Here is a 15,161-nt window from a genome sequence, read left to right as displayed (position 1 = left end):
TGTTGATATCTGTTCGGTTATCGTTGATACTATCTTAAAGCCAAGATAATCAATGCAGCACCTGTTCAAGATCCATCATGGATGGGTGAGAGGAGGAGACTGGACATGATAGGAAATGTATATCCACCCGAGAATCAGGGCAAGGGCTCACTCGATGGAGGAAGGATAACGGAGTTGAAGCCGATCGGTTTCTCCGGGGAAGGGTCAGCCGTGACCCGGGTAGGGCCGCTTTTCTATTGGTCCTGGTTTCGTTCGCCCGTCGAAGGCTATATCGCGCCTCATCCCCATCAGGGTTTTGAAATCGTGACTTATATGATTCAGGGAAAGTGCGACCATGAGGATTCGCATGGTACGCACAGCATAATAGGGCCAGGAGGCCTGCAATTGATGAGGGCCGGTTCCGGACTTACGCATGAGGAACTTCTGACCGGGCCGGATGCAGAAGGATTCCAAATTTGGTTTGAGCCGTATCTTCGCGATTCATTGAAGCAAAACCCTGCCTGTCGTCAGTATCGTCCGGACTCCTATCCGGTAACCCGTATCCAGGGGGGATTGGTCAAAACGATGATCGGCGGTTCCGCGCCAACCGATCTGTCCGTGGACGTGAGGATGCTGGATATTCAAATTCTGGCCGGGCACGAAGCACGATATGAACTGAAAACCGGCAGGCGTGCGGCTGCGCTTGCCGTAAGGGGAGCCGGCAGCTTTAGCACGGAAGAGGATAGCCTCCTGTTTCAACATCGGGACTTTATGGTAATCGATACGGTGCTCGGTGAGACGATAAGCCTTAAGGCGCAAGAGAATGTCAGGGTCATCCTGATTGACGTACCGGAAAACCCTGGATATCCGCTCTATTCCAAGCGGCCATAGGGTCAAAAGTTTACAATATTGTAGTGGAATGAAATTTAGAAGGTACGATAAACTAGAGTCTGTCAGATGGGGTATCCGTCTGTACAGGCTTTTTTTAAAAAGCGTGGCAGGGAACCAAAGGTCATCTTTCATGCAGCAATTGCAAGGAAAAATACATATATATGGTAAGCAGAAAGACCCAACAAAGAAATCCGGACTTCTTTAGGCCGGATCGGTTGGGTTATTTTGGCATGTTTTTTTGCTATAATAATCTATTTATACTAAATTCAAGTATAATAAGAGACTAAAGTCCTCCTCTTTACCAATAGTTGGCATGTGTTTTTGTGAGGATGGTAGCATGCGTCCCGAGACACAGCCTGTCTATAATGATTGCGGGATCACGAAAATGACATTTTCGTCATTCCACAATCAAACGAGATGGGGGAGATCGTTATTTTCTCGAAAAAAAGATTTAAACAATTGATGGCCGGAGCGCTGTTATCAGCAGCGGTTCTTGGTTCTTACGGATATGGGTCTGTGAATGAAGTGTCTGCTGCCAGCGTGCAGTCTGTAACCAAAGGTGTAGCAAGCTCGAATGTGTACATGCGCAATAAGCCTTCGACTTCGGGTAAAGTCGTTGACCGCGTGCATAAGGGTGAGCGCGTTCAAATTCTGGGCAAGAGCTCAAGCTGGTATAAGATCAAAACTTCGGACGGCAAGCAAGGATATGCTTCGTCTAAATATATTAACCAAAGCAGCGGATCTTCTAACACTTCCGGCAATTCGGGAAGCACGGCGCCTTCTGCGAGCGCAAGCGTTGAAAAAGTAATCAGTGCAGGCATGAAGTATCTGGGCACGCCGTACGAATTCGGTTCTAACCGCAATTCAACGAGCACCTTTGACTGCTCGGCATTTGTCCGCCGCGCATTCATGGACGGTGCTAACATTACGCTGCCAAGCGATTCCCGGAAGCAAGGGCAGTACGTCAAAGATAAAGGAACGGCTGTATACAACGTCAATCAATTAAAGCGCGGGGATCTGGTATTCTTCATGAGTTACCGAGGTTCATCGGCATCCGCTTATGCGGGATTGGACAAGTCCAAACAGCGGATTACGCACGTAGCGATCTATCTGGGAGACAACAAGCTGCTGCATACGTACTCGAAACAATCGGGCGGCGTCCTCGTAGGTAACTTCGGCGATTCTTGGAAACACCGCTTCATGCACGGCGGAAGCGTACTATAAAACATCGTTCCATGGATAAGATTCATCCATGGTTAGAATAAAAACAGAAGGACTGTCCGGTTGGGAGATCTGAACGATCTTTAAACGGGCAGTCCTTTGTGTTATGCGATTTGCATTTCGCTTTCGATTTCAGTAAGGTGGACAGTAGGAACGGGACAACAGCATGAAGACAGGAAACAGGAGGGACGATGATGAACGGTGGGCAGCGTTCCAATATCAAACCGGGGCTTGAGGTTGATATCGTACTGAAGCAGGACCAGAGAACGGGCAAATTAACCCGCGGCGTGGTCAAAGATATTTTGACCAATTCGCCCAACCATCCGCACGGCATTAAAGTACGTCTTCAGGACGGCCAAGTGGGACGGGTAAAGAACATTTACGAGACATAACATTCGATGCAGTCCGAGACTGCGGCCATAGGCTGCGGGATATAGCAAACCAAAAGCCGCATCCAAAACTTCGCAAATCTGAGGAGTTTTGGATGCGGCTTTTTTGCATTTCTATGCAACATTGCTCCCAATCCATCCGTCTGGAGGTTGAGGTGAACAAAAAAGATGAGAAGATACCTTTATATGGGATTTATCTTGATGTTGATGTTAACGGGCTGCGCGAAGCAGGAGATGCAGGGGGCAGATCCGACTGGACCTTCATTGAATAAAGCTGCCAGGGGAAATCAGGCGGAAATTACCGACGGGGACTTCGTGTATCGACTCGTTAGCGAGAAAGAAGAGTATGAACAGGGAGATCAAGTTCAAGTATACGGGGAGCTGGAGTATATCGGCGAAGAGGATGAGATTACGATCGGCCATGCGGCCTCCGCTTTTTATTTCCCGATGAAAGAGCTCACAAGAGACTACAACATCAGTTATGCCATGAACGAGCCCTATATTACAACCAAGCTGAAAAAGGGCGAGCCGCTGCGCGAATATTACAAAATCGGCGGTGGATACGACAGCAGGGACGACAAGACATTCAAAGATTTCATCCGTTCGCTGAAGGATGGTTTTCCGGGCGGGCGCTACGTCGTCTACGGATCCGCGGATTTCGTGATTGATTCCATGTCGCAGGGCGCGAGTCAGAGCGGTTCGAACGGGGAAGAGCCAAAGCGCTATAAGATACAAGCCGAGATCGAATTCAGCGTAAACGAAGAGAAGGAATAAAGCAATAGAGGGGGTAACCCGCAGATTCTAGGAACCTGCGGGTTACCCCTTTTAGCATGCTTATTGGAAGCCTTGGCCCTGATGTGTGTTAGGAAAACCTTGTTGGCCGTATGAAGGCTGAATATGCTGTGTTTGGTTGTGGGCTTGTACAGAATACTCCACTTGTTTAACGATCTGGGAGATTTGCTGATACTGCTGCATCGCCTGTTGATGGCCTTGAAGGGCCGTTTGGATCATCTGCGCCGCTTGACGCTCACGCTGAGCGAGTTCCTCGAGTCGGGCCGCATTTTGCTGCTCTTGCTGCATCAGCTGCTGGTACATAGCCGAGCCCTGCTGCGTTTGCTGGGTCAGCTGCTGAAGAATTTGCTCGCACTGACGAATTTGCTGCGAAATTTGCGAGTTGTTGTTATTCATTGGATACATGGTTGTGTATTCCTCCTAAGAATTGTGGTTTCAATCCTTGGTTAGTGTACGGAAGAATACGTCAAATCATCCTGAATTATAATGTGAGTTGGCCTTCCAATATATGGACGAATTCCTCCAAAAAGGCTTGATCCTCTTGATCGAAACGGTTCTTGAGCGGACTGTCGATATCCAGAACGCCATATAATGCGCCATCCACCATCATGGGCACCACAATCTCGCTGTTCGAAGCCGCATCGCAGGCAATGTGCCCCGGGAACTCATGTACATCGGCTACAAGCAGTGTCTGCTGTTTAGCCGCAGCGGTTCCGCAAACTCCGCGATTCATCGGAATCCGGATGCAAGCGGGCAGTCCTTGGAATGGCCCGAGCACCAGCTCTTTGCCATCATAAAGATAGAAGCCGACCCAATTCGTATCGGACAGAAACTGATTGAGCAGCGCAGATGCATTGGACAAGTTGGCAATGGCATTCGGCTCGTCGTGGATAAGTGCTTTCAACTGATTCAGGACCTGGGCGTATTGCTCGCTCCTAGTGCCTTCATAGGGTGTGTTTTGAAACATTGGATATCCGCCCTTCCTTCATTTGCGTTGATTCATTCACATTAGTATAAGTATATGATATTCGTCAAGGGACAAGCCATGGGAAGAAAGGCTCCGGCGAATCCGGCTGATTCCTGACCATGTCGCAGGGGTAATGTATGACATGACCAGGTATCAATTCAATCAGGTGGAGGGAGAGAAGATCGAATGCGCGCAGACGTTCAAAATTTGTTTATCGGTATTCATATGCTCTATCACGCCCATGAGCGGGACCTTACGATCAGCGAGATGCAGCCCGAGCTGGAGCGTCATGGATATAAGGTCGGCGACCGGGAGGTTAAGCATGAACTCGAACGCTTGACCGAGGAGAACTTCCTAACGGCGCACGGTGAGGGGTACAGCCTCACGGGAGCCGGGATCGAGGAGTTCAAGGAAATCCAGATCAGGCTTAAGGAGCTTTGCGATGAAGTGCTTAAACCGGTGAACCCGAAAAAGGCCGATTCCATGGCGTAGGGCAGATAACAGCATAACAATTGAAAAAAGCCCCCGACTCACGCAGATCCAGCGTGCAGTGCGGGGGCTTTTTGAGCCGCCGTCCTATACTGTCTCAAGGGATCCGTCCAGCTCCAGTTGGAAGGTGCTTTGGGCTGGCGCTGCTTCCGGCTGCGCTGCACGGGCAGCTTCCGGCAGCGGTGCCTGGACGGGTTGATCTATATGTTCACGAAGGAAAGAGTGCACGCCTTCCCGATATTGCTCAGGATCCACATGATAAGCGTTCGCATGGATAGCGCCTTCGATAAGAAGAAGTTTTTTCGGGTCCGGTTTGGCTTCGTACATCTCGATGCTCATTCGGGTAGGCACGTAATTATCCTTGGTGCCATGGATGAACATAACCGGAAGCGTGCTGTTCCGAACAGCACGGATCGGGCTGACCTGATCGAGGCTGAACCCGGCTTTACGCCGAATTCTGGCGTTCACCCAGGACAGGAACGGCACGGAAGGGATTTTGTTGATGCGCGTGAGCTGATGCCGCATTAAATCCGTCAAATCGGAATACGGGCAATCCGCGATGACAAGCTTGACCTGCGGATCAGCGATGGATAAATACTCCAGCACGGTTCCGCCTCCCAGCGATTGTCCATGAAGCCCGATCGCCACATCCTCGCCGTATTTGCGGGTAATCCAGCGCACCCACGCCTGCACGTCGTGTTTCTCATAATAACCGTAGGTGGTATAGCGTCCTTCGCTTCGTCCATGCCGGCGCTGATCGATCAGGAGCACGTTGTACCCCTCTTCCGTAAACAAATCAATGAATTGGGTGGATACGGCTCGCGAACCGGTATAGCCGTGGGCAAGAAGCATCCAGTGCTTGGAGCCGGGATTGTTTAGAATGGCTGCGCCGCACAGCTTCAACCCGTCAAAGCTCTTGATCGCCACTTCGTTCTTTTGAAGCGATTCATATTTCTCTCTGCTGTACAGTCCGGCTTTTTCCAGCACCGTGAACAGCTTGAGGTCATTCTTTACGCGCATCCGCGTAATCTGCAGATATCCGATTTGCGTAATGGCAGCGGCAATGACAACGACGGTGAACAGCAAGACAATCGCGATATACATACTCAGATGACTTCCTCCTTCTTCCGCACTGTACAAGGGAGCCGTGACAAGCATATTGACGGAAGCCTCCCGAATCCATCAATATATATACATCCAGCTCTAAGATGTTGATGGGGGACCAGGATACGGATTGATTTTCGCTATACTCTTTTATACACGCACATAGTATCACCGGAAACAGCCGATGCAAGTCAGTTTTTTTGCGAGAGGGTGGAATACCATGTACAGATGCGAAGGAATCGTTCCGGGAATGAAGGGGCGGCGGATCCGGCTGCGAAGGATGGAGACGGAGGATGCGGAAGCGATGCTGGGCTGTTGGTCCGATCCCGCCGTAGCCGCCTTTCTGGATATGCCCGTCATGGATTCAGCCGAGGACGCAAAGGCACTGATTGAGTGGCTGCAACGGCTTGCCGAGCAGGACGAAGCCATTCGCTGGGGCATCGAGATCACCGAAACAGGCCAATTGATCGGCAGCTGCGGATTTAATATTTGGCAGCTGGAGGGCGCGTTCAAGGGCGAGTTTGGGTGTGAGCTGGCAAGCCGTTATTGGGGGAAGGGCTATATGACCGAGGCGGCCGAGCTGGTTGCGGCTTTCGGGTACGCGTCCATGGGACTAAACCGAATCGAGGCTTTCGTCGATTCAAGAAATGAGCGTGCATGCCGATGGTTCGCGAAGCACGGTTATATGCGCGAAGGAGTGCTTCGCGATTATCGCCATACGTCCGGCGGTTATGTCGATGCCGTCGTTTTTTCGCGATTGAGAAAAGATTGGAACACGCTATAAGAGAGGCAGTTGGTGGAATATGCTGATTCAATATGAGAAGGGCGGCACGCTTCTTCATCGATATGATCCTTTAAGCAAGCTGGTGATCCTGTTCTGTACAGCGGTAATCGCCATGCTGCTCGACCAAGCCTGGCAGCAGGCGTTGTTTCTCCTGTTATGCATCGGCCAAGCCCGATTCGCCGGCCGGGTGTCTTTCAAGCGTCTGCTGGGAGGGATCCGGCTCATTGCAATCGTTGCGGTACCCTACTTCATTCTGACCAGCTTGACGGTCCAAGGGGACACCGTATGGCTGCAGTGGGGGCCCATCGCCCTGACGGTTGAGGCTCTGAACGCCGCGGGTGCCATGTCGCTCCGGATGTTTACGTTGTTTCTGACCTCGATGGCGTATATCTTGACGACGGATCCAAGAGAACTGGTTGCCGAGCTGACCAGACGTCTTCGAATCCCTTACCGGTTTGCGTTTGGCGTATCCGCTGCGCTGACCTTCATTCCGCTGTTGGAGGAGGAGGGTGCCCATATTCTGGCTGCCCAGCAGGTAAGGGGCCATCGACCGCCCAAGGGACTCGGAAGCCGCATCGGCTACGGATTGAAGTTTGTTTCGGCTGTCCTGCTTAATGCGCTGCGTCGTGTTCAGCAAACGGCGGGCGCAATGGAATCCAAAGGATTTGGCGCATACCCGGACCGAACCTATCGCACGGAGGTTAACATTCCTTCATGGGCGGTCGCATCGGCAGTTATGTATGTACTGGCAACGGTTTTCGTCTGGTGGATTGCCTGAATTGTTAACCTGAATCAACAAAAAATGGGTTGACGTTAAGAGCGGAAGTGTGCAAAATATGAAAAGAAGCGTTGACGAACGCTAGCACAGCCGCCGACGGCGGCTGGTATGAAGGAGGACTACCTTTGAATTCATCATCACAGAAAAAATGGTTTGCTTTTACGACGCAGGAGATTATCCTGATGGCGATGCTTGCTGCCGTTAATGCCGTTCTCACCGTATACATAGGGCCGGTTAACAAGCTGTTGAACAGTCTGGGCGGACCCATCGCCACTTCAACGACGACGGGAATCTACATGGTTTATGGACTCTTGGCTTACTACATCATTCGTAAACCGGGAACGGCGGTTGTCACGTTTGCGATCGGCGGCACGATTCAGGCTCTGACCGGTACGGTATACGGCATTGCTTCGTGTTTTGTGGCCGCGGGCTGCTACATGATCGTGGCGGAGACGATTTTCGCGATCTACCGATACAAAAAATGGAGCGCCGGCGCTCTCATGCTGGTTGGCGGGGCGATGGTACCGCTCTGGTTCCTGTTCGCGGCCAACATGTTCGGGTATACGTCCTGGCCGATCGAAGTGCTTGGCATTGCGCTGGCGGTGCGTATTCTGAGCGGCGTTCTCCTCTGCGGCCTGTTAACCAAGGTTTTAGGCGAAGCGTTAGTGAAGACGGGCCTGCTTCGCCGTTTCGCCGTCTCCGTTAAGGGATAGCCCGATGTCGGGAACAAGGGTGTCATGCCGGGGACTGGGATTCCTCTATGACGGAGAGGAACGTCCGGTTATCCACGATATGAATCTGGACATAGCGGAGAACGATTGGGTCGCGATTCTTGGTGCCAGCGGCAGCGGGAAGTCGACGCTGTGCCAGCTGTTATGCGGCCTTCTTCCGCGGAGCGGCGGAGGCGCAAGAACGGGGGAAGTGCTGCTGGACGGCATGGATCCTGCAGCGGCGCCGATAGCCGACGTAGCGGATGCGGTCGGGGTGCTGTTTCAGGATCCGGATGCCCAGCTCGTTCAGGGGATCGTAGAGGACGAAGCAGCCTTCGGCCCTGAAAATATGCGGGTTCCGCCCGCGGAAATCGAGGAGCGGGTGGTGCAGTCCCTTGCGGCGGTCGGGCTGCTTCATCGGCGGACCGATCCGGTGCGCAGCCTGTCCGGCGGACAGCGGCAGCGCACGGCCTTGGCCGCGGTGCTGGCGCTGCGCCCGCGGCTCTTCGTCTTCGACGACGCCTGCGCCAGCCTGGATGCCGCGGCGCAGGCGAACTTCCTGCAGCTGTGCCATAAGCTGCAGGCGGAGGGCCGGACGCTGATCACCGCGTCCGGCCGCTTTGACGATGTCGCGCGCGCCGCGGGGCGCGTCATCGTCTTGGACGGCGGCACCGTCGTGCAGGACGGGCCGCCGGAGGAGCTGCTGCACCGCTGCGGGGAGCAGCTGGTGCAGCTGGGCTTGCTGCCTCGGCCCGCAGGCGAGGCAGCGAGTGCCGCCGCCGGGGACAAGCCTGTCCCGGCAACAACTCCCCCGCATCCGGCAGCGCGCCATGCGGAATTGCCGGTCCCCGCAGGTTCCGCGCGTGCGGCGGTATCCCATGCGGGCAAGCCAGTTCCTGCAGGTTCCGTACCTGCGGCGGAATCCCATGCAGAAGGCGCCAGGCTGCCTGCCGTCTCCCCGCTGCTCCGGATCGATTCGCTGACGTTTGCGTATCCCGGCGGCCGGGAGGCGCTGAGCGATATCAATGCGAAGATTGAACCCGGCGACTGGGTGCTGCTGACGGGGGAGAACGGATCGGGCAAAACGACGCTCAGCCGCCTGATCATGGGCCTGCTGCCGTCTCCGGCAGGCAGCATACGCTGGCAAGGGGAAGATACGAAGGGAATGGCCGTCTACCGCAGGGCCGAGTCGATCGGCTACGCGTTCCAGCAGCCGGAATATATGTTTACGGCCCCGAATGTTTGGGAGGAGCTGATCTACAGCCTCCATGGCGGGATGTCCGTGAAGAAGCGTCCGGAACTGACGGCCGGCCAGCAGCAGCGGGCGAGGTTTCTGTTAGAGATGGCGGGACTTACGGATCGTCTTCAAATGTCTCCTTATTTGCTTAGTCAGGGCGAGAAGCGTCTCTTAAGCATCATCAGCCAATTGATGCTGGAAAGACCGCTGTATATCCTGGACGAGCCGACCTCGGGAATGGACTATGCCGCCATCGATAAAGTAACCGAGCTCTGCCGTTATGTCATCGGGGAAGGCTCGGCCGTCCTGATGATCACGCACGATCCCGAGCTCATGAAGCGGCACGCCACTTCCTTTATTCATCTGCGGAACGGGAAAATGTCTGTGCAACCTTCGCGGTAACCTTTATAATAGAAATGTTACATGATGTGAAAGCGCTCCTGGTATCGGGAGGCGCTTTTATGCTGTTGGCCCCGGTTTTGTCCTAATAGGATCGGCAGGGACAGGAGTCATGCCGGGGCCGTCTAGAGTAAAGGGGACGAAGGAACGTGGGTGTATTAAGACAAGACAAACGCAGTTATATCCTGGTCGGTATTCTGTTATCCACCTTTATGGCTGCGATCGAAGGAACGGTTGTCGGTCCGGCGGGTCCGGCCATTATCAGCAGCTTCGGCAGCGTAAGCCTGATGAGCTGGATTTTTACGGCCTATCTGCTGACGATGGCCGTTACGACGCCGATTTTCGGTAAAATAAGCGATTTATATGGACGCAAGCCCGTATTTTTATACGGCTCGCTGATCTTTCTCGCAGGCTCATTGCTGTGCGGGCTGTCGCAGAACATGACGCAGCTGATCATTTTCAGGGCAATCCAAGGGATCGGAGCCGGTGCGGTTATACCGGTGACCTTCACGATTGTCGGAGACATTTACAATCTGGAGGAACGAGGGAAGATTCAAGGGATGATCAGCTCCGTTTGGGGAATTTCATCGCTGATCGGACCGCTGCTTGGCGGGTATTTCGTGGATTACTTGTCCTGGCACTGGATCTTTGTTTTTAATGTTCCGTTCGGGCTGTTATCGATAGGGCTGATTTTCCGTTATTTCAAAGAGGAGCGCAACGCCCGCGAAGTATCGATCGATTACGGGGGGGCGGCCCTGTTTACCGTGGGAATGACCGCGCTGCTGTTTGCGCTCGCGGTCGGCGGCGGGGAGAGCTATTCCTGGAATTCTCCGTTCATGCTCGGTCTGATGATCGGTTCCGTGGTGCTGCTCGCTGCGTTCCTGGTGGTGGAGAGCAGGGTGAAGGAGCCGATGCTGCCGCTCCATCTGTTCAAGATCCGGGATATTACGGTATCGACGATAGCCAATATTCTGGTAAGTGCGCTTATCATCGGGTTGACCACGTATTTGCCGCTGTGGATTCAAGGCGTTCGTGGCGGCAACGCCACCTTGTCGGGTCTGACGCTGGCCCCGATGTCGATCGGATGGCTGATCGGCTCGATCATCAGCGGTCGCCTGATCGTTAAATCCGGTTCCCGGAAAACGGCGCTGATCGGCGTCGTGCTTCTAATCATCGGAGCGGTGGGATTGGCGTTCATGCATAAGGATACGGCGCTGGGCGTGCTGCTGGTCTTTACGTTCATTTATGGCGTCGGCTTCGGTTATATCTCCACCTTGTTTCAGATCATTGCGCAATCCTCGGTCGGCTATGAGGTTCGCGGAGCTTCCACGGCGCTGAACTCCTTCATCCGGACGTTCGGTCAGACCGTGGGCGTAGCGGTGTTCGGATTATGGGTCAATGCGGGAATCGCGGGCAGGCTTGCCGCTGAGCCGGATGCGGCCGGCATTACGAGCGACGACATTAACAAATTGCTCTCCCCGCATGGAATGGCCGAACTGCCGGAAGGGTCAGGCAGCCTGTTGAGCGGAATACTGGAGGGAAGCCTTAATTCCCTGTTCGTGGTGATGGCCGTGATGGCGGTGATCTGTATGTTGATCGTGGCCGCCTTCCGCAATGCGCCCCCTGAACCTGAGGCGGGAGAGGAACAACCGTCAAGCCATTGATCGATGGAAGCATGTAAGGCATATATTTCATAATAAAAATGTAACAGGACCCCGGTCTCTTTGAGGCCGTGATCCTGTTTTTTTGTTGGATGCGCTCTTTGTGACTGCGCAAACGTCCATGTCGTAACAATCCCTTCGAAAGTGCCCGAAATCTTGCTTTTATGCCCTACACGGCACAGGGCGAACTCCGATATAATAAACATATTTCGCTATAAATGACTTCTCACACTACATAAACCAAGGGGCTGCCGATGTATGTCCAAATTTAATCTGTTCCGAAAAATCGTCCTGTTCATTTTTCTGATGTTGATTCCGATTGTCGGCCTCTATTTCTATTCGAACCAAACCACGACGAACGTGCTCAGCAAGGAGCTCAGCCAATCGAATACGAACCAGCTTGTTTTTTTTCAGAATCAGGTGAATACCAATATCGATATTTTGGCATCATGGCCGAATTTGCTCCTGCATGACCCGGACATCTCAAGCTTTCGGGATATATATTTGGAGGATAAGTATCTGAACCTGGACGCGATTAATCTGGTGAAGCAAATTCAGACGAAGCTGAGCATACAGGAGAGCTCTTCGAACTGGCGGAGCCATCTGGCCATTTATTCCCCATCCCTCGGGCGGGTGGTCACCGAAAGCGATGCCGGGTTTTATTCGCCCGAGGAGCTCGCGGAGGACGTGAAGCCGGGGTGGCAGGTCACTCCTTATTACGAGGGGAGCGACCGGCGTTTCCTGTTTGTCTGGTATTCGGTGGCACCGTATTCCACCCAGCATCATACGGGCAAGTCGAATACCGTGATCAAGGTTGAATTCGACAGCACCAACATCCAGGATATGCTGGACCGCTTTAAGAGCGACGGAAGGAGCGATCCGTTCTACTATAAACCGGATTCGGGCGTTATCTACAACCGTACCGCGGACCAGGAACTGATTAACCATATGATGGCGGAGCTGGATCGGGAGCCGCTCGAAGACGTGGAAAACCGCGTGAAGGAAGTGGGCGGCAAAACCTATTCGGTCAGCATCGTGTTATCGGAAACGACCGGATGGTATTTGATAGACTATATTCCGCTATCGGACATTATGAAGCCGATCCATACGTCGAACAGGCTCTTTTATATTTCGATCGCAGCATTGCTCCTGATGAGCTGCCTCGCCGCATATCTGCTGTACTCCCAGGTTCAGGTTCCGATCAAGCAGCTGGTTTATGTGTTCCGAAGGCTCCAAGCCGGGGATTACGGGGTGAGGATGAAGGTAGCGGGCCGTAACGAGTTCAGTTTTCTGGCCACGAGATTCAACTCGATGGTGGAGCAGATTCAGGAGCTGTTCGAGCATGTATACATGGAGAAGATCCATGTCAGGGAAGCGAAGCTGAAGCAGCTGCAGTCCCAGATCAATCCCCATTTCTTCTACAATTGCTTCTCGTTTATTACCAGCATGGCGAAGCTTCGGAAATACGAAGCCGTCGTGGCGATGTCGCACAGCTTGTCCCGGTATTTCCGATATACCACGCGTCAGGAACGTGAGCTGGTTCCCTTGTCGGACGAGGTGGAGTTCGTTACGCATTATCTGGAAATCCAGCAGATGCGGATGAGGCGTCTCCAATATCATCTTGATTTGACGGAGGAAGCTGAAGGCATGGAGATCCCGCCGCTGGTCATTCAGCCCTTGGTGGAGAATGCCGTGCTGCATGGCATTGAGCCTCACTCGGGCGACGGTGAAATCAGGGTAACCTTCCGGATTGTGAACGGTCTGGCCTGCATTCAAGTGGATGATAACGGAATCGGCATGAACGGGGAGAAGCTGGCCGAGCTGGAGGCCCGGCTGAACAGGCCGATGGATCAGGAGATGGGCTGCGGCGTCTGGAATGTTCACCAGCGCATGCGGCTGCGTTATGGCGAAGAAGCCGGCTTGCGGTTTGCGGCATCTCCGCAAGGCGGCGTACGGGCTGTACTCTACTGGCCATTGCCGGAACGCTTGGGAAGAATCAATCAAAGTCAGGGCAGGGGGCAAAGAGTCGATGAATATCTTATTGGTTGATGACGAGAGTTATGTTACGGAAAGCTTATATCAGACGATACCATGGCGTGAGCTGGATATTGAAGAAGTGTATCAGGCTTCTTCCGCCCTGGAGGCGATCGACCTGCTGGAGGAGCAGGACATCGATGTGGTGGTTACGGATGTTCGGATGCCGGTGATGACCGGCCTGGAGCTGATGGAGACCATAACCGAGCGTTGGACGCATATCCGCTGCATTTTACTTACGGGTTATTCGGATTTTGAATATGCCAAGCAGGCGATTCGGCTGCAGGCATCCGATTACATTTTGAAGCCGGTGGACGATGGTGAATTCATGCGGAGCGTGAGCTCCGCCTTGGCGTCGATCCAGGAGGAGCGAAAGGAGCTTGGGCACTACCATCAGCTGATGTACAGCCGCAAATCGGATCTCGGCATTCTGCGAAACAGCCTCATGCATGATCTCTTGCTGGGACGCGAGATGCCGCGTCATTCGCTTGATCACAAGCTTCATGAATATGAAATTCCGCTCCGAACAGACCAGCGGACGATCATGCTGCTGATCCAGCTAGGGCAGAGGTTTACGGGAATGGACGACTATTCAGTGGGACTGATGGAATATGCCATCGGCAACATTGCCGAGGAGGTATTTGCCGAGCTGCTCCATGTGTGGTCCTGTAAAACGCCGCATCATTGTTTGATTCTATTGGCTCAGCCCAAGAGAGTGCCGAACGCTGGAGATATGGAAACATTCGCGGATTCCCGCGAATTGAAACGGTATATAACCCAGTTTCAACAGGATGTGGGCAGCTATTTAAAGGGAAGCATTTCGGTTTTCGTGTCAGACTCCTTTGATTTTCCGGGGGACCTGGGATCCGTTTATCGGTCGGGACTAAGCTCGCTTTATCTCTGGGGAAACGGAGATCATGAAGCTATCCGATTCGCGGAAGACCATGATGACCGGCTGCATGAGCCAGTATGGGACGTTACCCAGGCGTTTGCAAAGCCGCCCAGCCTGCTGCATCTGCTGGAAACAAGGCAGTGGGACGCCGCCCGGGACAAAATAGAACAAGTTTTTGCAGAAGTTGAAACCGCATTCATCGGGCAGACGGCGTTGTATGAAATATTTTTATCGGTTGCGAATGCCTACATGTATCTTGCTCACAAGCAGGGGCATTACATTCATCAGCTGGACCAGGCCGGCTGGGACCCCTTATATATTCAGCAGGTGGTTCAGTCGGCTGCCAAGCTGCGCTCCTGGTCGATTGATATGCTGAATAAACTTCATGATATCTCGTCCGAACAGGAGACAACGAGCAAGAGCCATATCATCAAGCAGGTCCAGGAGATGGTGACTGCCGATTCGGGTCACGACCTGTCCGTCAAGACGATTGCGGACCGGGTATTTCTGCATCCGGTATATTTATCCAAGATTTATAAGAGCGAAACCGGAGAGGGACTCGGCGATTATATCATCCGCAAGCGAATGGAGCGGGCGTTATATCTGCTGAAGCATACGAACAAGAAGATTTATGAAATTACCGCTGAGCTCGGATACCAGAATCCGCAGTATTTCAGCAAGATGTTCCGGAAGCACTACGGAATGACCCCGAACGAATACAGAGACCAAGGATGTTGCTAAAGGTGCAGAAATCTTCGATTCGTGACATAGGATGCGGCTGCCGGCCCCTCTATAATTAAACATGTAATCCATAAGGTGGTAGAAGGGGGATTT

General features: G+C 53.1%; 15 protein-coding genes. 12 read left to right on the top strand and 3 right to left on the bottom strand.

The features are described 5' to 3' along the window. The first annotated feature begins 105 nt into the window (after positions 1 to 105). The 4 genes from RB298_RS16115 to RB298_RS16100 all read left to right on the top strand — a co-directional run bounded on the left by RB298_RS16115 (position 106) and on the right by RB298_RS16100 (position 3,254). Positions 106 to 870, top strand: coding sequence for a pirin family protein (locus tag RB298_RS16115; protein WP_096777035.1), 765 nt, complete (start codon positions 106 to 108; stop codon positions 868 to 870). A gap of 417 nt (positions 871 to 1,287) precedes the next feature. Further along, the gene (locus RB298_RS16110) at positions 1,288 to 2,094 is read left to right on the top strand and encodes a C40 family peptidase (protein WP_012818990.1); all 807 of its coding nucleotides are present in this window, start codon (positions 1,288 to 1,290) and stop codon (positions 2,092 to 2,094) included. 191 nt (positions 2,095 to 2,285) lie between these two features. Then, the gene (locus RB298_RS16105; protein ID WP_036673676.1) at positions 2,286 to 2,483 is read left to right on the top strand and encodes a YwbE family protein; all 198 of its coding nucleotides are present in this window, start codon (positions 2,286 to 2,288) and stop codon (positions 2,481 to 2,483) included. Positions 2,484 to 2,648: 165 nt separating this feature from the next. Further along, complete coding sequence (locus tag RB298_RS16100) at positions 2,649 to 3,254, top strand: hypothetical protein (RefSeq protein ID WP_228468797.1); 606 nt, start codon at positions 2,649 to 2,651, stop codon at positions 3,252 to 3,254. A gap of 60 nt (positions 3,255 to 3,314) precedes the next feature. Here the strand turns inward: RB298_RS16100 and RB298_RS16095 are convergent, their stop codons facing one another. Next, positions 3,315 to 3,677: a hypothetical protein gene (locus tag RB298_RS16095; RefSeq protein WP_012818992.1), complete on the bottom strand. Its 363-nt coding sequence runs from the start codon at positions 3,675 to 3,677 to the stop codon at positions 3,315 to 3,317. 76 nt (positions 3,678 to 3,753) lie between these two features. Next, positions 3,754 to 4,239 carry a GAF domain-containing protein gene (locus tag RB298_RS16090; protein ID WP_192569754.1) on the bottom strand — a complete coding sequence of 162 codons (486 nt, stop codon included), beginning with the start codon at positions 4,237 to 4,239 and terminating at the stop codon, positions 3,754 to 3,756. 186 nt (positions 4,240 to 4,425) lie between these two features. On the opposite strand from RB298_RS16090, the gene RB298_RS16085 reads away from it, so the two are divergent. Beyond that, complete coding sequence (locus tag RB298_RS16085) at positions 4,426 to 4,731, top strand: hypothetical protein (RefSeq protein ID WP_009594879.1); 306 nt, start codon at positions 4,426 to 4,428, stop codon at positions 4,729 to 4,731. 84 nt (positions 4,732 to 4,815) lie between these two features. On the opposite strand, the gene RB298_RS16080 is transcribed toward RB298_RS16085, so the two are convergent. Then, a complete protein-coding gene (locus tag RB298_RS16080) occupies positions 4,816 to 5,886 on the bottom strand; it encodes an alpha/beta hydrolase (protein WP_096777031.1) in 1,071 nt (356 codons plus the stop codon). A 166-nt stretch (positions 5,887 to 6,052) separates the two neighbouring features. Between RB298_RS16080 and RB298_RS16075 the strand changes: the two genes are divergently transcribed. The 7 genes from RB298_RS16075 (at position 6,053) to RB298_RS16045 (ending at position 15,068) form a co-directional block, all read left to right on the top strand. Further along, positions 6,053 to 6,616, top strand: a complete 564-nt coding sequence (locus RB298_RS16075) for a GNAT family N-acetyltransferase (protein ID WP_277747824.1) — start codon at positions 6,053 to 6,055, stop codon at positions 6,614 to 6,616. A gap of 19 nt (positions 6,617 to 6,635) precedes the next feature. Further along, positions 6,636 to 7,394 (top strand): energy-coupling factor transporter transmembrane component T family protein, encoded by a 759-nt coding sequence (locus RB298_RS16070; protein WP_277747825.1) that lies wholly within the window; start codon positions 6,636 to 6,638, stop codon positions 7,392 to 7,394. Between the two features lie 125 nt (positions 7,395 to 7,519). Continuing rightward, entirely contained in the window at positions 7,520 to 8,107 is a 588-nt protein-coding gene (locus RB298_RS16065; RefSeq protein WP_096777028.1) for an ECF transporter S component, read from the top strand. Between the two features lie 4 nt (positions 8,108 to 8,111). After that, on the top strand, positions 8,112 to 9,743 hold the full coding sequence (locus RB298_RS16060) for an ABC transporter ATP-binding protein (protein ID WP_486047576.1): 1,632 nt from the start codon (positions 8,112 to 8,114) through the stop codon (positions 9,741 to 9,743). Positions 9,744 to 9,889: 146 nt separating this feature from the next. Beyond that, a complete protein-coding gene (locus RB298_RS16055; RefSeq protein WP_486047575.1) occupies positions 9,890 to 11,404 on the top strand; it encodes an MDR family MFS transporter in 1,515 nt (504 codons plus the stop codon). Positions 11,405 to 11,659: 255 nt separating this feature from the next. After that, on the top strand, positions 11,660 to 13,450 hold the full coding sequence (locus RB298_RS16050; RefSeq protein ID WP_277747828.1) for a sensor histidine kinase: 1,791 nt from the start codon (positions 11,660 to 11,662) through the stop codon (positions 13,448 to 13,450). After that, a complete protein-coding gene (locus RB298_RS16045) occupies positions 13,431 to 15,068 on the top strand; it encodes a response regulator (RefSeq protein WP_486047574.1) in 1,638 nt (545 codons plus the stop codon). Before RB298_RS16050 ends, RB298_RS16045 begins: the two co-directional genes overlap by 20 nt. Positions 15,069 to 15,161 lie beyond the last annotated feature (93 nt).

This window comes from Priestia sp. BR_2, from assembly GCF_041954005.1.
Taxonomy (GTDB): domain Bacteria; phylum Bacillota; class Bacilli; order Paenibacillales; family Paenibacillaceae; genus Paenibacillus_AQ; species Paenibacillus_AQ lautus_A.
Note: the sequence above shows the minus strand (reverse complement) of the source record. Positions and strands in the feature narration are given on the sequence as shown.